Below are 19061 nucleotides of genomic sequence, written 5' to 3' on the forward strand. Positions count from 1 at the left end.
GGTCAGGGCCGTGGCGGCAGGCCCGACTCCCGGGCGTTCATCGCGACCAGCGCCCGGGTGGCCCGCTCGACGACGATCTCCAGCGAGGCGCCGATGTGCTCGTGCAGCAGCCGGTGCGCGGTCTCCAGCCTGCCGTCCAGCACCCGCTCGACGATCTCGATGTGCTCGTCGATGGAGGTCTCGATGCGGCCGGGGATGATGAAGTCGTACATCCGGACCCGGCGGATCCGGCTGTTCACGTCGGTCAGCACGGCGACCAGCTCGGCGTTGCCGGACGCCGACAGCAGCGCCGCGTGGTACCGCTCGTCGGCGAGCACGAACTCCGGCGCCGGCTGGGGCGGGGCGGCCCGCAGGTCGTGCCAGTACGCCAGCTCGGTCTCCAGCGCCCCGGTGTCGTGCCGGACGCCCGGGTTCTCGATGCACCGGGCGATGCCGCGCAGCTCGACCGCGATCCGCACCTCGTAGAGGTCGCGGACCCGGGACACGCTGGGCACGACCACCGAGTAGCCGTACTCCTCCCGGTTCAGCAGGCCGTCGGCGAGCAGCCGGGTCACCGCGTCCCGGACCGGGGTCCGGGACATCCCGTACCGCTTCGCCAGCTTCGGCTCGGTGAGCCGCTCGCCGGCCGGGAAATCGCCGTTCAGGACGGCGTCGCGGATGGCGACGTAGACCTGCTCGCGCAACGGCGGCGGCTGCTCCCCGCCCGGGATCACCGCGGCCGACGACATGACCGTGCTCTGCTCGTCCACGGGTCCATGGTTCCGGGTCGGGCCGCCACGGTGCTGGTTCCCGGCCTGCTGGTTCCCGGCCTGCTGGTTCCCGGCCTGCCGGTCCCCGCCCCGCAGCCCTCCATCGTCAGATCGCCATCGCCGACCGCACGTCGACGGCCGCTGCGCCGCCGCCCGCGCCGGACGCCCGCACCCGGCCCGAGGCCAGCACGTAGTAGCCGCCCGCGACGTCCAGCGCGAAGCCGACGTGCTGTTCGACCAGCAGCACCGACAGCCCGCCGCGCCGGGTGAGATCGACGATGGTGCGCTCGATCTCGGTGACCACCGAGGGCTGGATGCCCTCGGTGGGCTCGTCCAGGATCAGCAGCCGCGGCTCGGTGATCAGCGCGCGGGCGATGGCGAGCTGCTGGCGCTGCCCGCCGGACAGCAGGCCCGCGGCCCGGCCGAGCAGCTCGCGCAGCGCCGGGAACAGGTCCAGCGACTCGTCGATCAGCGCCCGGCCGCGGCGCCGGCCGTCCGCGACGACCTGCAGGTTCTCCCAGGTGGTCAGCTGCCCGAACGACTGCTGGCCCTGCGGCACGTAGGCGAGCCCGCGGGCCACCCGCCGGTTCGGCGGGAGCGCGGTGACGTCCTCGCCGTCGAGCAGCACCCGGCCGGCCGAGGCCGGCAGCAGCCCGGCGGCCGCGCGCAGCAGGGTGGTCTTGCCGGCGCCGTTGTGCCCGAGCACCGAGGTGACGCCGTCGGCGGGCACCTCGACGGTCACGCCGTGCACGACCGTCGTCCGGCCGTAGGCGACGTCGACGCCGTCGACGAGCAGCATCGGCCCACTCATCCGGCCACCTCCGCACCGAGCACGATCGCGGCCTCCTCGGCGGTGTGGTGCCCGGGCCCGAGGTAGACCTCCTGCACCTTCGGGTCGGCCTGCACCTGCGCGACCGTGCCCTCGGAGAGCACCCGGCCGGCGTGCAGCACGGTCACCGACCGGGCGAAGGACCGCATGAAGTCCATGTCGTGCTCGACGACGACGACCGTGTGGTCGCCGCTGATCCGCTGCAGCAGCCGGCCGGTCTCGTCCTTCTCCTCCGCGCTCATCCCGGCGACCGGTTCGTCGAGCATCAGCAGCCGGGCGTCCTGCACGAGCAGCATCCCGATCTCCAGCCACTGCTTCTGGCCGTGCGCCAGGGTCCCCGCGGGGGCGTCGGCCAGCGCGGTCAGCCCGACCGTCTCCAGCGCCTCGGTCACCACCGCCGGGGTGCTGCGCCTGCGGCGCAGCAGCGTCCACGGGGAGCGGCCGGCGCCGGCCGCGATGTCCAGGTTCTGCAGCACGGTGAGCTGCTCGAACACGGTCGCCGTCTGGAAGGTGCGGCCGATCCCGAGCCGGGCGACCGCGTGCACCTTGCGCCCGAGCAGGTCGGCCCCGGCGAACCGGGCGGTGCCGGTGGCGGGCACCAGGCCGGAGACGGCGTCGATCAGGGTGGTCTTGCCGGCGCCGTTCGGCCCGATCAGGAACCGCAGGTCGCCCGCCCCGACGGTGAGGTCGACGTGATCGACCGCGACGAAGCCGTCGAAGGTCACGGTGAGATCGGTCAGTTCGAGGTCGTCGGTCATCGCTGGGCCCCTCCGGCCGGTTCGGGTACGGATCGGTCCGCCGGTCCGTCGTCCGCGGGCGGTCCGGCGCGGCGGCGCCGGCGCAGCGTCACCAGCGAGGCGATGCCGCCCGGCAGGAACGCGACGACGAGCATGAACATCAGGCCCTGGACGTAGGTCCAGCCGGACGGGAACTGCTCGGACAGCGACGACGCCGCCCAGGCCACCGCGATCGCGCCGAGCGCGGGCCCGGCGAGGGTGGTGCGGCCGCCGATCGCGACGCCGATGAGCAGCCCGATCGACGGGACGACGCCGACGTCGTTCGGCGAGATGATCCCGACGATCGGGACGAACAGCGCCCCGCCGATGCCGGCCATCAGGGCGGCGACGGCGAACGCGACGGTCTTCACCGTCGCCGGGTCGTAGCCGAGGAAGCGGACCCGCTCCTCGGAGTCGCGGCAGGCGACCAGCAGCTCGCCGTACCGGCTGACCATCAGCTGGCGGGCGACCAGCAGCATCGCGAGCAGCACGCCGGCCGCGATGAAGTAGAGCATCAGCCGGTTCGCCGGGTCCCGCAGCGAGAACCCGAAGAAGCCGCGGAAGTTGTTCAGCCCGGTCGAGCCGCCGGTGGTGGCCGGGTTGCCGACGAGCAGGATCGCGAACGCGGCGGCCAGCGCCTGGGACAGGATCGCGAAGTAGGCGCCGCGCACCCGGCGCCGGAACGTCGCCAGGCCGAGCACGGTCGCCAGCAGCGCGGGCAGCACCAGGATCGCGACGACGGTGACGGCGCCGGAGCGGAACGGCTCCCACCACCACGGGACGCCGTCCGAGGAGATCAGCGTCATGAAGTCGGGGGCCCCGCCGGGCCCGGCGTCGGCGAGCTTGAGGTGCATCGCCATCAGGTAGGCGCCGATGCCGAAGAACACCCCCTGGCCCAGGGTGAGCATGCCGCCGCGGCCCCAGGCCAGGCCGATGCCGACGGCGACCATGGCGTAGCAGAGGTACTTGCCGAGCAGGTTCAGCCGGAAGTCGGACAGCACCAGCGGGGCGACGGCGAACAGGACGACCGCCGCGGCCAGGAACCCGAGCCCGACCGCGTAGCGGCTCCGCAGCAGTGTGGTCACACCAGACTCCTCGTCCGCAGCGCGAAGATCCCCTGTGGGCGGAACTGCAGGAAGGCGACGACGAGCGCGAGCACCAGCACCTTCGCGATCGACGCCGAGGTCGTGTACTCGATCCAGGACTGGGCGACGCCGAGCGAGAAGGCGGCGATGATGGCGCCCTTGAGCTGGCCGAGCCCGCCGACGATGACGACCAGGAAGGCGTCGACGATGTAGCTGCTGCCCAGGTTCGGCGAGATCGACCCCATCAGGGTGAGCGCGACGCCGGCGACCCCGGCCAGGCCGGAGCCGATGAAGAAGGTCAGCATGTCGGTGCGGCGGGTGGAGATGCCGGAGGACTCGGCGAGCTGCCGGTTCTGCACGGTCGCCCGGATCCGGCGGCCGAGCGAGGTGTAGCGCAGCAGCAGCACCACCGCGGTGACCGACAGGACCGCGAGCACCAGGATGAACAGCCGGGACCGCGGGAAGGAGAAGCCGAGGATCTGCACCGGCCCGGCCAGCCAGGCGGGCGCCGCGACGTCCACCCCGGCGGTGCCGAAGATGTCCCGGGCGAGCTGCTGCAGGACCAGCGCCACGCCCCAGGTCACCAGCAGGGTGTCCAGCGGCCGGTGGTACATGCGGCGCAGCAGGGTCAGCTCCAGCACCACGCCGAGCAGGCCGCCGATGACGAACGCCAGCGGCAGCGACGCCAGCAGCGAGAGCCCGGCCGCGCCGAGCGCCTGCTGGACGACGAACGCGGTGTAGGCGCCGGCCATGATGAACTCACCGTGCGCCATGTTGATGACGCCCATCTGACCGAACGTCAGGGCCAGACCCAGTGCCGCGAGCAGCAGGATCGAGCCGACGGACAGGCCGTTGAAGACCTGTGTGACGAGGGTTTCCATGCGTCCTCCGGAGGACCGGCGGCGATGGCCCGGCGCGCCGTCGCGGCGCGCCGGGCCACCCGCCCGGGATGGTCGGGCGGTGCGGATCAGCCGGCGAGCCCGCTCGCCCAGGGGTAGGACTCCAGGTACGGGTCCGGCTCGATCGGCTCACCGGAGGACCACTCGGTGTAGATCAGGCCGTCCGGCCCGATCTTGCCGATCAGCGCGGTCTTGGCGATGTGGTGGTTGTCGCCGTTGACGGTGACGGTGCCCTCGGGGGCGTCGAAGGTGACGCCGTCGGCGGCCGCCTGCACGTCCGGCACGGCGAACGAGTCGGCCTTCTCGACCATCGCCTTCCAGAGGTACAGCGAGGTGTAGGCGGCCTCCATCGGGTCGGAGGTGACCTTGTCGTCGCCGTAGCGCGCCTTGAAGGCGGCGACGAACTCGGCGTTCTCCGGGCTGTCGATGGTCTGGTAGTAGTTCCAGGCCACCGGCTGGCCGACGATGTTGTCGACGCCGATGCCGCCGACCTCCTCCTCGGCGATCGACACGCTCAGCACCGGCATCGTGTCCGGGGTCAGGCCGAGGCTCTTGTACTCCTTGAAGAACGCCACGTTGGAGTCGCCGTTGAGGGTGTTGAACACGGCGTCGGCGCCCGCGTCGCGGACCTTGGAGACGATCGTGGAGAAGTCGGTGTGCCCGAGCGGGGCGTACTCCTCGCCCAGGATCTCGATGCCGTTCGCCTCGGCGTACGCCTTGATGATCTTGTTGGCGGTCTGCGGGAAGACGTAGTCGCTGCCGACCAGGAACAGGCTGGTCGCGCCCTGTTCCTTGAGGTAGTCCAGGGCCGGGACGATCTGCTGGTTGGTGGTCGCGCCCGAGTAGAAGATGTTCTCCGAGGACTCCAGGCCCTCGTACTGCACCGGGTAGAACAGCAGCGCGTCGTTCGACTCGAAGACCGGCAGCATCGCCTTGCGGGAGGACGAGGTCCAGCCGCCGAACACCGCGGCCACGCAGTCGGCCCGGATCAGCTTCTCGGCCTTCTCGGCGAAGATCGTGGGCTCGGAGGCGCCGTCCTCGGCGACGACCTCCAGCTGCTTGCCCAGCACGCCGCCGGCCTCGTTGATCTCCTCGGCGGCCATCGCGAGGCTGTTGTAGACGGTGTTCTCGCTGATCGCCATCGTGCCCGAGCGCGAGTTCAGGAAGCCGATCTTGACGCTGTCCCCGCTGGTGTCGACGCAGGACGCCGCGGCGGCACCGGCGTCCGCCTCGTCGTCGACCCGGGCACCGCAGGCGGCGATCCCCAACCCCATCGACAGCAGGGCGACCCCCGCCAGGGCGCGGCGCAGCCGCTTCGCACTTCTCATCACAACGCCTCCGTGAAGCGCACCGGAGGACGTCCCCGGGGCTCGGCCGGGCCGGGTCCCGTTGCCCGGTACCCGGCCTGAACTGCTGGATACATCCGTGGATCCGGCGGTGAGTACCGTAGGAACGCCGTATTGCGGCGACAGCACGATCGCCGTTGCCGGGCCGTTTCCGGAGACCCCCGCGACACCCGCTCCGGCGTCATCCGCCCGAAACACGATCGGGTGACACGGGCACTCCCTGGCCGCCGCACGTACCATCTGGTACACAGTCTGTACCAATCGGTACGGCCCGCGGAGGACGCCATGGGAGCCCGGTCGAGCGAGACGTACCATCCGGTACGTGACAGGTGCCGGACCGGCCAGGGACCGGCTGCTGCAGACGGTCGTCGAGCAGCTCGCCGGGCAGGGGATCGCGGACCGCAGCCTGCGCGCGCTCGCCACCGCGACCGGCACCAGCCACCGGATGCTGATCTACCACTTCGGCTCCCGGGAGGGGCTGCTCACCGAGGTCGTCGCGGCCGTGGAGGCGGGCCAGCAGGCGGCCCTGGCCGCGCTCACCGCCGATCCGGCGGCCGGCCCGCGGGAGGTCGTCGACCGGTTCTGGGTGACCGTCTCGGCCGGGGCCCGGCGCTACGGCCCGCTGTTCTTCGAGCTGTCCGCGCAGGCCATGCAGGGCCGGGCGCACGCCGCCCGGCTGCGGGAGACCCTCGTCGCACCCTGGATCGCGCCGCTCGGCGCGCTGCTCGAACGGGGCGGCCTGGCACCGGCGGCCGCCCGTACCCGGGCCCGGCTCGTGATCGGTGCCGCCCGCGGCCTGCTGCACGACGCACTGGTCACCGGCGAGTTCACCGAGGCGGACGCGGCGATGGCCGACCTCACCGCGCTGGCGCTGCCATCCTGACCCCTCCCACCCCGGAGCCGACACGATGAGCCTCGACCGCCTGATCATGCCGACCGGCGAGACGCTGACCTTCCTGCGCACCGGATCGGGCACCGGCGGCGCCGCCTTCGAGGTCGAGGCCGTCATCCCGCCCGGGCTGGCCGGGCCGCCCGCACACCGGCACCGGTTCGAGACCGAGACGTTCACCGTGGTCGACGGCGAGCTGCGGGTCCGGATCGGCCGGGACAGCCGCGTCATCGGCCCCGGCGAGTCGGTGACCGTGCCACCCGGCGTGGTGCACGCGTTCGCGAACCCGACCTCCGGGCCGGTCCGGATCCGCACCGTGGAGAGCCCGGCCGGTCCGCTGGAGGAGCAGTTCCGGGCCCTCGCCGACGCGGGCCGGCTGCCGCCGCTGCGCCGGCTGGCCCGGATCAACGTCGAGCACGACCTGAGCTTCGTGCTGCAGGGCGTGCCGGAGGCGCTGCAGCGTCCACTGTGGCGGCTGCTCGCCGCGCTCCCGGCGCCGCGCCGCTGACCCCGTCAGCCGCGGGCAGCACCAGCTCGAGCGCGCCGCCGAGCGCCAGGACCACGTCGGCGAAGACCTGGTCGGCGCCGCGGGCGATGCAGCTGACGCCGACCAGCCCGGTCCGCAGTGGACGGAGGTGGTCGCGCAGTGCGCGCCGGACCGGGTCCAGCGCGTCGGGGGTGAGGTTGCCGTGCCCGGTGACGCCGACGACCGTCATGGCTCGCTTCCTTCCACAGGCTCCATCCGGACCACCGGCCCACCCGGCCCGTCACGGAGCCTTCGGATGCCGGTCGTCGACGCTACCGTGACCGGCCATGCGACTGAGGAGCAGGTGAACGCGCCGAGCACCGGCGAGCGCATCCGGGCTGCACGTGAGGCTCGGGGGATGTCGCGTCCCGTACGGGCTGGCCTCGTCGGCCGGAGCAGCGACTGGCTCAAGAAGATCGAGACCGGTATCCGCCCGCTGAACTCCCTCGAGCTGCTGGTCCAGATGACACGTGCACTCGGCCTCGACGACGTGGCCGACCTGACGGGCGGCGAGTTCACCGCGCCCGTCAGGGCATGGTCCACGGCTGTTCACCACGTCGTGCCCGGGGTCCGGCAGGCGCTCACCCGGGCGTCGTTCGCCGTGGGGGAAGGTGACGGCCCACCGACCATCACCCCGGACGAACTCAGTCGCCGGGTCGCGTGTCTGTGGCGGACGTGTCATCGTTCCGACCGACAGCGTTCGGAGGTCGGTGCGGCGCTGCCGGATCTCGTCCTGCAGCATGCGTCGGTCCGAGCGTCCGACGGAGCCCGACGTCGTGCCTGCCGGGCAGCCGCCGGCCGGCCGGCCGGCCGGATCGTCGTGCTCGGCCGGCCGGACGCCCACGGCGACACCGGCGCCGGGATCGTGCGCGTGCTCACCCCGCCCGGCCCGCGCCCCCCGCGACCGGGCCGATCCGGGCCTCACCGCGAGGCAGTGCAGGAGCGCCGACCGCATCGCGGCCATCTCCGATCCGTTCGTCGCGCGCGCGACACAGTGCACCCGGGCCTCCACCCCTTCGCCGGTCAGCGCGGACAGCGTCGTCCCGGTCGCGTCGGCGATGGCCACCAGCTCCGGGACGGTCGGGGGGCGGCTGCCCGCGACGATCCGGGACAGCGTGGCCTGGGCGAGCCCGGCCGTGGCCGCGAGGCGCCGCCGGCTCAGACCGGCGGCGGCGCGGGCCCGGTCGATGCGAACCCCGATCTCGCGCGACATCTGCACCCTTCTCCTCGCGCGGGCGAGCCACCCCGGTGGGACCACAGCGCCCGGACCGCAGCGCCATAGCCCGGCAGCTGAATCACCCGTGGATCCCGCCGCGGCAACGACGACACCGCAGCCGGCCGCGTCACCCCTGCGGCGGCCGCCCGGCGTCCGGCCCCCAGCTCGCCAGCGCCGCGGTCTCCACGACGGTCATCACCTCGTAGAGCACGATCGACACCAGCACCGCGAGCGCCACGATCGTCCAGACGCCGCCGTAGTTGCCGGAGCCGTTGTACCCGGACAGCACCCCGCCCATCCCGACGAACCCGGACAGCCACTCGGCCAGCATTGCGCCGACGATCGCGCCCGGCACCGAGATCCGGGCGGACGCGAGCAGCTGCGGCAGCGCCGAGGGCAGGCGCGCCTTGACCATCACCGTCCACGCCGATCCGCCGTTGACCCGGATCAGGTCTACCGTCTGCGCGGGCACCGAGTTCAGCCCGAGCACCACGTTCACCAGCACCGGGAACAGCACCACGATCGCGGCGATCACCGCGATCCCGAGCGGGCCCTGCCCGAAGATCAGCAGCAGCAGCGGCGCCATCGCGACCAGCGGCACCGACCGCAGCAGCATCGCGATCGGCATGAACGCCAGCTCGAACGGCCGGAACAGCACGAACAGCACGGCAGTGACGGTGGCCAGTCCCATCCCGGTGACGAAGCCGAGCGCGGCGTTGCCCAGCGTCACCCACAGCGCCCCGAAGCTCTGCGCGCGGGCGTCGGCCGCGGACAGCGACGCCGGCCGCACCCCGCGCGCCGGGTCCTCGGCGAACAGGTACTGCAGCACCTCCCAGGGGGGCTTTCCGACGAACGAGGGCACGTCGAACACCCACAGCAGCACGGTCCACAGGATCACCAGCGCGACCAGCGCGACGGCGACGGTGAGCGCGGCCCTGGCGGCCCGGCGGGCCACCGCGGCGGCCACCGAGCCGAGCCCGGCGCCGGTCGTGGTCCCGGCGGCGAGGACGGCGGTCACCGGGCACCCGCCATGACGTCGGTGCCCGAGGACCACGGTGTCACGACCCGCGCAACCAGCCCGACGAGCAGGTAGGCGACCCCGGAGAACAGGCCGCTGACCAGGGCGAGGTACCAGAGCAGCGGCGCGTCGGCCTGGGTCTGGGCGGCGATCAGCGCGCGCCCGAGGGTCTGCTCGCCGCCGCTGCCCAGGTACTCGGCGAGGATCGCGCCGAGGAACGCCGACGGCGCGGCGATCTTCAGCGCGGCGAACAGGCTGGGCAGCGCGGAGATCAGCTGCACCTTGCGCAGCACCGTCCAGGACGAGCCGCCGTAGGCACGCACCAGGTCCAGCCCGGCCCGCGGGGCGGCGCGCAGCCCGACCAGGCAGCCGACCACCGTGGTGAAGAAGCAGAGCAGTGCGGCGAGCACCACCGACGCCCCGGACGGCGCGTCCCGGCCGGCCACGATGACGATCACCGGCCCGATCGCCACCGGCGGGATGCAGTAGGTGACGATCGCGATCTGGTGGGCCAGCGGCTCGAACCGCGGCACCAGGATCACGACGACGGCGAGCAGCACCGCCAGCCCGTTGCCGAGCAGGTAGCCCTGGGTCGCCGCGGTCACCGTGGACACCGAGTTGCGCAGCGTCGAGGCCCACCGCTGCGGCGAGAGCATCTCGGCCAGCACGGCGCCCGGGGTCGGGATGGCGCCGCTCCCGGTGAACAGGGTGACCGACGCGAGCCACCACACGCCGAGGATGACCAGCACCCCGATCGCGCCGCCGACGCGGGCGTTCACTCCGCCGCACCCCCGCCGAACAGGATCTCCGAGAGCCGGTCGACGTAGCCGTGGAACTCCGGCGTGCGGGTCAGCTGCGGCGCCCGGGGGCGCGGCAGGTCGATCTCGACGACCTCGACGATCCGGCCGGGCCGGGCGCTCATCACGGCGACGACGTCGGACAGGAACACCGCTTCCGAGATGCCGTGGGTGACCATCAGGGTGGTCGCCGGGCGCTCGGTCCAGATCCGCAGCAGCTCCACGTTCAATCGCTGGCGGGTCATGTCGTCCAGCGCCCCGAACGGCTCGTCGAGCAGCATCACGGTGGGCTGCACGACCAGGCAGCGGGCGATCGCGACCCGCTGCCGCATCCCGCCGGAGAGCTGCGCCGGCTTCGCCTTCTCGAACCCGGTGAGCCCGACCAGCTCCACCAGGCCGTCGATCAGGCCCTTCTCCGGGGTGATCCCGGCGACCTCCAGCGGCAGCGCGATGTTCGCCGTGACGCTGCGCCACGGCAGCAGCGCCGCCTCCTGGAAGGCGATGCCGAGCTCGTGGTCACGCTGGATCTCCCGGGTGGACCTGCCGTTGATCAATGCCTCCCCGGACGACGGCGTGTCCAGCCCGGCCAGGATCCGCAGGATCGTCGACTTGCCGCAGCCGGACGGCCCGAGCAGCGACAGGAACGAGTTCTGCGCGGTGCCCAGGTCCACCTCGGACAGCGCCTGCACCGACTGCCGCCCCATGCTGAACGTCCTGGTCAGGCCTCGGATGTTGATCCCGGTCGCGGCGGCCGGATGGGCCGCCGGGTCGGTCGTGGCGATCCGGCCGGCTGCCGTCTCGGTCATGCCGTGACCAGGTCCGGGTTCTCGGCGTAGACCTCGTCGAGCAGCGACAGGTCGAACAGCTCCTCGGCGGTGATCGAGATGCCCATGTCGCCGATCGCGCCGATCGTCCGCTCCAGCGCCTCCGGGGTGGAGGTGAACAGCCCGTTGGCCCGGGTGTCGTCGGTGACGATCAGGTCGTTCTGCGCGATCGCCTGCTCGGTCTGCCCGGGGATGTCCAGGCCGAGATCGGCGCCGTACACCTCGACGGCCAGCCGGGCGGACTCGGCGGGCTCGGCGACGGCGTCGGTCCAGCCGCGGATCTCGGCCCTCAGGAACGCCTTGAGCATGTCCCGGCGCTCGTCGATCGTCTCCTGCAGCACGGTGAACACCTCCGACGTCAGCGGCAGGCCGTTGTCGGCGAACGACAGCGTGACCGGCGTGTGCCCGTCGGCGGCGACCAGGAACGGCTCGTTGGTCAGGAACGCCATGAAGCCGTCGACGGTGCCCTCCACCAGCGGGGCCGGCTCGTACTGGACGACGACCTGCTCGATCGTCGACGGGTCGATGTCGTTGGCGGCGAGCAGCCCGGCGAAGATCTGCTGGTTGGTGCCGGCCTGGATGCCGATGCGCTTGCCCGCGAGATCGGCCAGGGTGCGGATCGGGGTGCCGTCCTCCAGCGACAGGATGCAGAACGGGTTGCGCTGGAAGGTGCTGCCGATGACCTTCAGCGGGGCGCCCTGCTCGGTGATGAACCGGGCGGTGGCATCCGGGGCGGTGATGCCGATGTCGACGTTGCCGGCCAGCACGAGCGCGTCGGCGCTGTCCACCGGGCCGCTGACCAGCTCGACGTTCGAGAAGCCCGCCTCGGTGTAGTAGCCGCGGGAGTCGGCCATGTACTCGCCGCCGAACTCGATGTTCTTGATCCAGGACAGCTGGATCGCGATGTCCCCGAACTCGCCGGCCGCGGCCTCGGCCGGCTCGGACCCGCCGGAGCCACAGGCGCCGAGAACCAGGCCGGCCGCGCCGAGACCGGCGCCGATCCCGGCGAGGCGGAGGACGTCCCGGCGGGACGGGGTGTAGGGGCGAGCGGAACGCATGGACGGTGCTCCTGACGACGGCGACGACGGATCGTCGGCCGACCGCAGGCGTGGTCGACTCCCCCCACCCCGTCCGGTCCCCCGACACCGACGATCCGCCGAATCTAGGAATTCGCGCGCGATTGCCGGTTGCCGCGCGGTAACAGCCAGATCAACCAGTCGGTGGCCGCCGGCCGCCCGCGCTCACCCGGCGAGCGCCGCGAACCGGTCCCACGTCTGCGGCGAGCGCAGCGCCCGCAGCGGCGCCGCCACCGCGGTCCGGGACCGGGCGTCCGTCCCGTCCGGGTCCAGCACCGCCCCGGTGAGCAGCAGCGCCGCGGTCGCGACGGTGCCGTCGTCGTGCCGCTGGTAGAGGCCGGCGGCGAGCACCCCGGGCAGGCTGCCGTCGGTCACCCCGACCGCGCCCGCGCCGTCCGGGAGCTTCCCGGTGGGCACCCGCTCCAGGTGGCCGCGGGCGACCCGCCCGGCGCCGGGCACCCCGAGGTCGCCGCTCGCGCAGGCCCGGTGCGCGGCGGCCAGCCCGCGCGCGGTGCCGCCGGGTGAGCCGGCCCAGTAGCCGGGATCGGCGAGCGCCCGGGTCGTCTTCGCGCCGGCCGCGGCCATCCGGTCGGCGACCTCGGCGCGGCGCTGCGGCGACGCCGCGTACTCCTGCCCGGCGGCCAGCGCGTCGGCCCGCCGGCTGGCCGGGTCGACCGGCGCCGACCAGGATCGCAGGGTCTCGCCCGCGAAGCACGGCAGGTCCGGGCCGGGCAGGCCGACGGCCGCGGCGGCCTCGGTCAGCGGGTCGTCGCCGAAGGTCTCGCGGAGCAGGTCGGCGGCGGCGACGTCACCGTGCAGCAGCATCGCGTCGACGACGTCGGTCCAGGTCACGGTGCTCTCCGCGGTCGCGCCGAGCGTCGCCAGCGCCCGCTGGTGGGCACCGCCGTCGGTGCCGGGCACGTGCCAGCGCGCCCACTCGGCGACCGGGACCGGCGCGTCGGCGGGGAAACCCGCCGCGACCGCCCGCGCGTACGCGGCGAGGTGCACCACGGTCGACGCCGAGGCGAGCGGCGAGAGCTCGTCGGCGCGGTGTTCGAGGACGCCGCCGCGGCCGTCGTCGAGGTGCAGCGACCAGCCCTGCGGGGCGGCCGCCAGCCGCTCGAAGAAGCTGCCGAACGGGTCGTCCGGGTCCGGCGGGGCGGGCGGCGCGCCGGTGATCCGGTCGACCGCGGACGCCGAGCAGGCGGCCGCTCCGAACAGGACGGCGGCGGCACCGAGCAGGGTGCGGCGGCTCAGCGACATCGTGTCTCCCCCGGTGCCGGACGTGCCGGGCGAACGTAGCAGCGCGGCGGCACCCCGGACGGGTGGAAACCCCGCTAGCGTCCGGCCCCGTGACCGCCGATCTCGCCGAGTTGTACCGCGACCTGCACCGCCATCCGGAGCTCTCGTTCGCCGAGACCCGGACCGCCGCGATCGCGGCGGGCCGGTTGCGCGCGGCCGGGTACGAGGTCACCGAGCAGGTCGGCCGGACCGGGGTGGTCGGCGTGCTGCGCAACGGCGACGGGCCGGTGGCGCTGCTGCGCGCCGACATGGACGCGCTGCCGGTCGCCGAGGACACCGGACTGGGCTACGCGAGCACCGCCCGCGGGCGGACACCGGACGGCGAGGACACCGCTGTCGCGCACGCCTGCGGGCACGACATGCACGTCACCTGCCTGCTCGGGGCGGCGGCCGGTCTGGCGTCCACACCGGACACCTGGTCGGGCACCCTGCTGGTGGTGTTCCAACCGGCCGAGGAGATCGGCGGTGGCGCGCGGGCGATGCTCGACGACGACCTGTACGCCCGGTTCGGCACCCCGGACGTGGTGCTCGGCCAGCACGTCGCGCCGCTGCCCGCCGGGCTGCTCGCCGTGACCCCCGGCCCGGCGTTCGCCGGCAGCGACACCGTGCAGGTGAAGCTGCACGGCTCCGGCGGGCACGGTTCCCGGCCGGAGACCACGGTGGACCCGGTGCTGCTGGCCGCGTCGACCGTGCAGCGGCTGCACACGGTGGTCTCCCGGGAGGTGGCCGCCACCGACACCGCGGTGCTCACGGTCGGGCTGCTGCGGGCCGGCACGAAGGAGAACGTCATCCCCGACTCGGCCGAGCTGGGGCTGACGGTGCGCTCCTACACCGACGTCGTCCGCGACCGGATGCTCGGCTCGATCGAGCGGATCGTGCGCGGCGAGGCCGCGACCGCTGGCGCCCCGCGGGACCCGGAGATCCGGGTCGTCGAGACGTTCCCGCCGGTGGTCAACGACCCGGCCGCGGTCGAGCGCACCCGGGCCGCGCTGGCGACGGCCACGCCGCTGCCGGTCGTCGATCCGGGGCCGGTCACCGGCAGCGAGGACGTCGGCCAGTTCGCCGTCGCGGCCGGGGCGCCGTGCGTCTACTGGCTGCTCGGCGGGGCCGATCCGGCCGCGTTCGAGGGCGCCGCGACCGTCGACGCGATCCGGGCCCGGGTCACCGGGCTGCCGTCGAACCACTCGCCGCGCTACGCCCCGGTGATCGAGCCGACGCTGTCGACCGGGGTCGCCGCGCTGGTCGCCGTGGCCCGGGAGTGGCTGCCGGTGCCCTGAACCGGCCCGGCGCCGGATCAGTCCCGGGCGCCGGTGGCGACCAGGGCGCCGAGCAGCGTCAGGTTCTCTGCGGTCGGCGAGCCGGGTTCGGCGTGGTACACGACGAGCTGCTGCCCGGGTGCGGAGCGCACGTCGAAGCTCTCCATCCGCAGCTCCAGCTCGCCGACCTGCGGATGCACCAGGATCTTCGGCTCGGCGGTCTTGCCACGGACGTCGTGCCGGGCCCACAACCGGGCGAACTCGGGGCTGCGGGACAGCACCTCGTCGAGCACCTCGCGGATCCGCGGATCGTCCGGCGCGGCGCCGTGCAGCAGCCGGAACCCGGCGGTGACGGCGTGCGCGGCGCGCTCCCAGTCGTGCTGGAACGTCCGCGCCGCCGGATCGCAGAACACGCTGACCAGCAGGTTGGAGCCGACGGCGAACAGGGCGTCGCCGAGCGCGTTCGCGGCGAGCACGTCGTAGGCCCGGCCCAGGACGATCGCGGGCTGGGCCTCCCAGGCGTCCATCAGCATCCGCAGCTGCGGGTCCACCCGCTCCCGGGTGCCGGGGCGGCGCGGGCGGGGCGTGGCGCCCGCCAGGTGCAGCAGGTGGGTGCGGGCGTCGTCGCCGAGCCGCAGGACGTCCGCGAGCGCGTCCAGGACCTGCACCGACGGGTTCCGCTCCCGCCCCTGCTCCAGCCGGACGTAGTAGTCGGCGCTCACCCCGGCGAGCAGCGCGACCTCCTCGCGGCGCAGCCCGGGGACCCGGCGCCTGCTGCCGCCGGGCAGACCGGCCTCGGTGGGGGTGACCTGGGCGCGGCGGGCGCGGAGGTACTCGCCGAGTGGCGTCATGACACCGATCATCCCCCGGGACGGCGGCGGGTGGGTGGGTGTGGCACTCCCCCGATCGGCGCGGCCTGCCGCCCGGGCCGCGGCGGAGGTCGACTGATCCCCATGACGAACGAGAAGCCCGTCGCCATCGTGACCGGCGCCAGCAGCGGGATCGGCCGGGCGGTCGCCACCCGGCTCGCCGCCGACGGCACGATGGTCGTAGCCGCGGCCCGCCGCGCCGACCGCCTCGCCGAGCTCGCCGCATCCGCCCCGGCCGGCCGGATCGAGCCCCACGAGCTGGACGTCACCGACCACGCCGCCGTCCGCGCCGCCGTGGACGGCGTCGTCGCCCGGCACGGCCGGATCGACCTGCTCGTCGCCAACGCCGGGGTGATGCCGCTGGCCCGGCTCGACGCCGGCCTGGTCGAGGAGTGGGACCGGATGATCGACGTGAACGTCCGCGGCCTGCTGCACGGGATCGACGCCGTCCTGCCGCACTTCACCCGCGCCGGGAGCGGCCACGTGGTCACCGTCGCCTCGGTCGGCGCGTACGCGGTCAGCCCGACCGCGGCCGTCTACTGCGGCACCAAGTTCGCCGCCTGGGCGATCACCGAGGGACTGCGGCAGGAGTCCCCGCCCGGGATCCGGGTCACCATCGTCTCCCCCGGCGTCGTCACCTCCGAGCTCGCGGAGGGCATCTCCGATCCGCTCGCGCAGGAGGCGATGGCCACCTACCGGGCGCACGCCATCGGGCCGGAGGCGATCGCGGACGCGGTCGCCTACGCGGTGTCGCAGCCCGCGGAGGTAGACGTCAACGAGATCGTCGTGCGGCCGGTCCGGCAGCGGTAGGACGGCCGGTTCGCCCGTCCCGCCGGCGGCCTGCTGCGATGGGCGGGTGACGCTCTCCCGCCGTTCGCTGCTCGCCGCCGGCCTGCTGCGATGGGCGGGTGACGCTCTCCCGCCGTTCGCTGCTCGCCGCCGGCCTGGGTGCCGCCCTGGCGGGCGGCACCGTCGGCTGTACCGCAGCCCCGCCGGCAGCCGCTCCGGCCGCCCCGCCGGCACCCGCGCCGACCGGGCCGGTGCCCGGGCTCCCCGACGTCGAGCGCGAGTTCGGCAGGCGGATCGGGGTGCACGCGCTGGACACCGGCACCGGCGCCGCCGTCGGGCACCGGGACGGCGAACGGTTCCTGATGTGCTCGGTGGTGAAGGCGCTGACCGCCGCGTTCGTGCTGCACCGCTCGGTGCAGGAGCCGGGGCTGCTCGCCCGTCCGGTCCGCTGGGACCGGGCCGACCTGCTGGAGTACGCGCCGGTGACCGAGCGGCACCTGGCGACCGGGCTGACCGTGGAGCAGCTGTGCGACGCGGCCGTCACCGTCTCCGACAACACCGCGCAGAACCTGCTGCTGCGCGAGGTCGGCCCGCCCGCCGAGCTGACCGGCTGGCTGCGCGGGCTCGGCGACGACGTGACCCGCGCGGACCGTCCCGAGACCGCGCTGAACGAGCGCGACGGCGATCTCGACACCAGCACCCCGGCCGCGCTCGCCGCGACCCTGCGGGTGCTGACCACCGGCGACGCGCTGCCGGGCGCGCAGCGCGACCGGCTGCTCGGCTGGCTGCGCGCCAACACCACCGGCGACCGGCAGATCCGGGCCGGCGTGCCGGCCGGCTGGCAGGTCGGGGACAAGACCGGCAGCGGGCCGCTCGGCGAGCGCAACGACTCGGGCGTGCTGTTCCCGCCCCACAGCGCGCCGGTGGTGCTCACCGTGTTCACCGTGCCCGACGACCCGGACGAGGACCCGGACCGCGGCGAGGCGGCGGTCGCCGCGGCCACCCGCACGACGCTGGCGGCGCTGCGCGGCTGAGCCCGTCCGGGTCACATGGCGGGTCACATGGCGGACAGCACGGCGCGCAGCAGCACGACCTGCCCGACCGGGCTGGGGTGCAGGCCGTCGTCCTCCCAGAACTCCGGGCGGACCGGGACGGTGCTCAGGTCGATCGCGTCCGGATCGACCTCGCGGACCACGGAGACCAGCTCGGGGAAGTCGGCGGCGTCCCACCACTCCCCGGTGAGCTCGCGGGTCAGCCCGACCCGGGCCGGATCGACCGGCGGCGGGACCAGGAACCGGACGCGGGCGCCGGACTCGGTCTCCAGCAGCAGGCGCAGGGCGCGCAGGTTCCGCACCGTCTCCGGCGCCGACACCATCCGGACGCCGGTGGTGCCGCCCTCCCGCCGGACGTCGTTGCTGCCCAGCAGCACCAGCACCCGGGTCGGCATCCGGGAGACCAGCACCGGGCCGAGCGCGAGCGCCTCGGAGCTGGTGCGCCCGGACAGGGCCAGCACCTCCACCGACGCGTCCCGCTGCACCCGCGGCACCAGCTCGGCGAGCAGCCGGGCCCAGCTCAGCCGGTCCGCCGAGATCGAGTCGCCGACGACGACGACCCGCTCGCCGGGGCGCAGCGCCATCCGGTGCAGTCCGGCCGCGACCGGCCGTTCGGTGAGCAGAGCGGCGGCGTCGGCGCGCACCCGCGCCGCGAGCCCGTCGCGCACCCCGGCCACGTCGGCCGGGTTCAGGCCGGCGGTGCCGGCGAGCAGCCGGTCGATCGCCTCCTCCTGCACCCCGAACGCGGCGAAGGCCGGCCACGCGGTCAGGTCGGCGTAGCGGATCAACCGGTACATCAGCTCGTCGTCCACGATCCCCTCCCGGTCCGAGCATGCCGCCCCACCCGCCCGGCGCTGATCGCCGGGGTGCTGCAGCGCGCCGCGCACCGTCGGCGCCCGTCACCCGGACAGCTGCACCTGCGAGTGGCCCACGTCACAGTGAAGTGCTGTTTCGATCCGTCCGTTCCCAGGTGGAACAGGGATCTCAGGATCACCGCACCGCCGGTCAGGGCAGCCTCCGTTGCCTGACAGGCCGCCGGGGACCGGTCCACCCTCACCGTCATGACGAACGCTCAGGACATGCCCCAGGTTCAGCAGTGCTCCGCCTCGACCTGTTCGTACAACTCCGACGACAGCTGCCACGCGGGCGCGATCACGATCTCCGGTGACCACGCGCACTGCGGCACCTTCGTGGAGATCTCGTTCCGCGGCGGCTCCGGGGGCAACGGCCTCGTCGGGGCCTGCCACCGCGCGGACTGCCGGTTCAACGAGAAGCTCGAGTGCACCGCGTCGTCGGTGAACATCGGCGCCGGCGCCGACGCCGCGGACTGCCTCACCTACGAGGCGAGGTAGGCCAGCTCCTCGGGCTCGATCCCGCCCCGGTCGTCGACCCGCAGCGCGCCGTCGGCGACGGCGAGCGCGGCGACCGGATCGACGTCGTCCACCAGGACGGCCGTCCCGTCGGCGGCGACCCCGCGCAGCGCGGCCAGCACCCGGCCACGGTCGCGGGAGCCGAGCCCGTCGGTGAGCCGGTCGACCAGGACCACCGCGGCGCTCCCGCCCCGCACCGAAGCGACGGTCGCCAGGCGATCCGCGACCGGATCCGCCTCGCGGGCCCGGATGCGCAGCACGGCGGCGCGCCGGCCGACCGGATCGCGGCCGGTGGTGTCGTCGAGCCGGTTCATCGTGCGACGGCGGTGCACGGACGGACCGAGCAGCACGGTGACGCTGCCGGTCGGCAGGCGCAGCGACATGAGCCCTCCC

20 protein-coding genes and 2 pseudogenes are annotated in these 19061 nt (G+C 74.2%); 7 read left to right on the forward strand and 15 right to left on the reverse strand.

The annotated features are described in order from the left end of the window. Nucleotides 1–2 precede the first annotated feature (2 nt). From ACVJO7_RS22405 to urtA, 6 genes are all read right to left on the reverse strand, one after another. Complete coding sequence (locus tag ACVJO7_RS22405) at nt 3–749, reverse strand: GntR family transcriptional regulator (protein ID WP_344018174.1); 747 nt, start codon at nt 747–749, stop codon at nt 3–5. A gap of 106 nt (nt 750–855) precedes the next feature. Then, nucleotides 856–1560 (reverse strand): urea ABC transporter ATP-binding subunit UrtE, encoded by a 705-nt coding sequence (gene urtE / locus ACVJO7_RS22410; protein WP_344018175.1) that lies wholly within the window; start codon nt 1558–1560, stop codon nt 856–858. Beyond that, the gene (urtD, locus tag ACVJO7_RS22415; protein ID WP_344018176.1) at nt 1557–2336 is read right to left on the reverse strand and encodes an urea ABC transporter ATP-binding protein UrtD; all 780 of its coding nucleotides are present in this window, start codon (nt 2334–2336) and stop codon (nt 1557–1559) included. Before urtD ends, urtE begins: the two co-directional genes overlap by 4 nt. Beyond that, nucleotides 2333–3439 (reverse strand): urea ABC transporter permease subunit UrtC, encoded by a 1107-nt coding sequence (urtC, locus tag ACVJO7_RS22420; protein WP_491674503.1) that lies wholly within the window; start codon nt 3437–3439, stop codon nt 2333–2335. Before urtC ends, urtD begins: the two co-directional genes overlap by 4 nt. After that, on the reverse strand, nt 3436–4320 hold the full coding sequence (urtB, locus tag ACVJO7_RS22425) for an urea ABC transporter permease subunit UrtB (protein ID WP_344018179.1): 885 nt from the start codon (nt 4318–4320) through the stop codon (nt 3436–3438). The genes urtC and urtB overlap by 4 nt, the downstream gene beginning before the upstream one ends. An 86-nt stretch (nt 4321–4406) precedes the next feature. Next, the gene (urtA, locus tag ACVJO7_RS22430) at nt 4407–5666 is read right to left on the reverse strand and encodes an urea ABC transporter substrate-binding protein (RefSeq protein ID WP_344018181.1); all 1260 of its coding nucleotides are present in this window, start codon (nt 5664–5666) and stop codon (nt 4407–4409) included. Nucleotides 5667–6006: 340 nt separating this feature from the next. On the opposite strand from urtA, the gene ACVJO7_RS22435 reads away from it, so the two are divergent. The 3 genes and pseudogenes from ACVJO7_RS22435 to ACVJO7_RS22445 all read left to right on the forward strand — a co-directional run. Continuing rightward, nucleotides 6007–6567 carry a TetR/AcrR family transcriptional regulator gene (locus ACVJO7_RS22435; RefSeq protein WP_491674504.1) on the forward strand — a complete coding sequence of 187 codons (561 nt, stop codon included), beginning with the start codon at nt 6007–6009 and terminating at the stop codon, nt 6565–6567. 25 nt (nt 6568–6592) lie between these two features. Beyond that, on the forward strand, nt 6593–7081 hold the full coding sequence (locus ACVJO7_RS22440; protein ID WP_491674505.1) for a cupin domain-containing protein: 489 nt from the start codon (nt 6593–6595) through the stop codon (nt 7079–7081). A gap of 376 nt (nt 7082–7457) precedes the next feature. Beyond that, nucleotides 7458–7532: pseudogene (locus ACVJO7_RS22445) on the forward strand (hypothetical protein); the annotation flags it as partial. Between the two features lie 609 nt (nt 7533–8141). On the opposite strand, the pseudogene ACVJO7_RS22450 reads toward ACVJO7_RS22445, so the two are convergent. The 6 genes and pseudogenes from ACVJO7_RS22450 to ACVJO7_RS22475 form a co-directional block, all read right to left on the reverse strand. Then, nucleotides 8142–8312 (reverse strand): annotated as a pseudogene (locus tag ACVJO7_RS22450) (helix-turn-helix transcriptional regulator); the annotation flags it as partial. A gap of 130 nt (nt 8313–8442) precedes the next feature. Then, a complete protein-coding gene (locus ACVJO7_RS22455) occupies nt 8443–9333 on the reverse strand; it encodes an ABC transporter permease (RefSeq protein WP_491674506.1) in 891 nt (296 codons plus the stop codon). Continuing rightward, nucleotides 9330–10112, reverse strand: a complete 783-nt coding sequence (locus ACVJO7_RS22460) for an ABC transporter permease (protein WP_491674507.1) — start codon at nt 10110–10112, stop codon at nt 9330–9332. The genes ACVJO7_RS22455 and ACVJO7_RS22460 overlap by 4 nt, the downstream gene beginning before the upstream one ends. Continuing rightward, nucleotides 10109–10936, reverse strand: a complete 828-nt coding sequence (locus ACVJO7_RS22465) for an ABC transporter ATP-binding protein (protein ID WP_344018197.1) — start codon at nt 10934–10936, stop codon at nt 10109–10111. Before ACVJO7_RS22465 ends, ACVJO7_RS22460 begins: the two co-directional genes overlap by 4 nt. Then, a complete protein-coding gene (locus ACVJO7_RS22470) occupies nt 10933–12012 on the reverse strand; it encodes an ABC transporter substrate-binding protein (protein WP_491674508.1) in 1080 nt (359 codons plus the stop codon). The genes ACVJO7_RS22465 and ACVJO7_RS22470 overlap by 4 nt, the downstream gene beginning before the upstream one ends. Nucleotides 12013–12195: 183 nt before the next feature. Further along, on the reverse strand, nt 12196–13293 hold the full coding sequence (locus ACVJO7_RS22475; RefSeq protein ID WP_491674509.1) for a hypothetical protein: 1098 nt from the start codon (nt 13291–13293) through the stop codon (nt 12196–12198). A gap of 89 nt (nt 13294–13382) precedes the next feature. On the opposite strand from ACVJO7_RS22475, the gene ACVJO7_RS22480 reads away from it, so the two are divergent. Beyond that, nucleotides 13383–14609, forward strand: a complete 1227-nt coding sequence (locus ACVJO7_RS22480) for an amidohydrolase (protein WP_491674510.1) — start codon at nt 13383–13385, stop codon at nt 14607–14609. A gap of 17 nt (nt 14610–14626) precedes the next feature. Here ACVJO7_RS22480 and ACVJO7_RS22485 read toward each other — a convergent pair whose 3' ends face one another. Beyond that, complete coding sequence (locus tag ACVJO7_RS22485) at nt 14627–15439, reverse strand: helix-turn-helix domain-containing protein (protein ID WP_491674511.1); 813 nt, start codon at nt 15437–15439, stop codon at nt 14627–14629. A 102-nt stretch (nt 15440–15541) separates the two neighbouring features. Between ACVJO7_RS22485 and ACVJO7_RS22490 the strand changes: the two genes are divergently transcribed. After that, a complete protein-coding gene (locus ACVJO7_RS22490) occupies nt 15542–16267 on the forward strand; it encodes an SDR family oxidoreductase (protein WP_491674512.1) in 726 nt (241 codons plus the stop codon). A 98-nt stretch (nt 16268–16365) separates the two neighbouring features. Next, on the forward strand, nt 16366–17280 hold the full coding sequence (gene bla / locus ACVJO7_RS22495) for a class A beta-lactamase (protein ID WP_491674513.1): 915 nt from the start codon (nt 16366–16368) through the stop codon (nt 17278–17280). Between the two features lie 23 nt (nt 17281–17303). Here bla and ACVJO7_RS22500 read toward each other — a convergent pair whose 3' ends face one another. Then, nucleotides 17304–18110 (reverse strand): SGNH/GDSL hydrolase family protein, encoded by an 807-nt coding sequence (locus ACVJO7_RS22500; RefSeq protein WP_344018212.1) that lies wholly within the window; start codon nt 18108–18110, stop codon nt 17304–17306. Nucleotides 18111–18359: 249 nt separating this feature from the next. Between ACVJO7_RS22500 and ACVJO7_RS22505 the strand changes: the two genes are divergently transcribed. Continuing rightward, complete coding sequence (locus tag ACVJO7_RS22505; RefSeq protein WP_491674514.1) at nt 18360–18650, forward strand: DUF1540 domain-containing protein; 291 nt, start codon at nt 18360–18362, stop codon at nt 18648–18650. Here the strand turns inward: ACVJO7_RS22505 and ACVJO7_RS22510 are convergent. Next, complete coding sequence (locus tag ACVJO7_RS22510; RefSeq protein ID WP_491674515.1) at nt 18635–19051, reverse strand: hypothetical protein; 417 nt, start codon at nt 19049–19051, stop codon at nt 18635–18637. The two genes, ACVJO7_RS22505 and ACVJO7_RS22510, sit on opposite strands and share 16 nt — an antisense overlap. Nucleotides 19052–19061 lie beyond the last annotated feature (10 nt).

Source organism: Pseudonocardia sp. DxW, assembly GCF_058448985.1.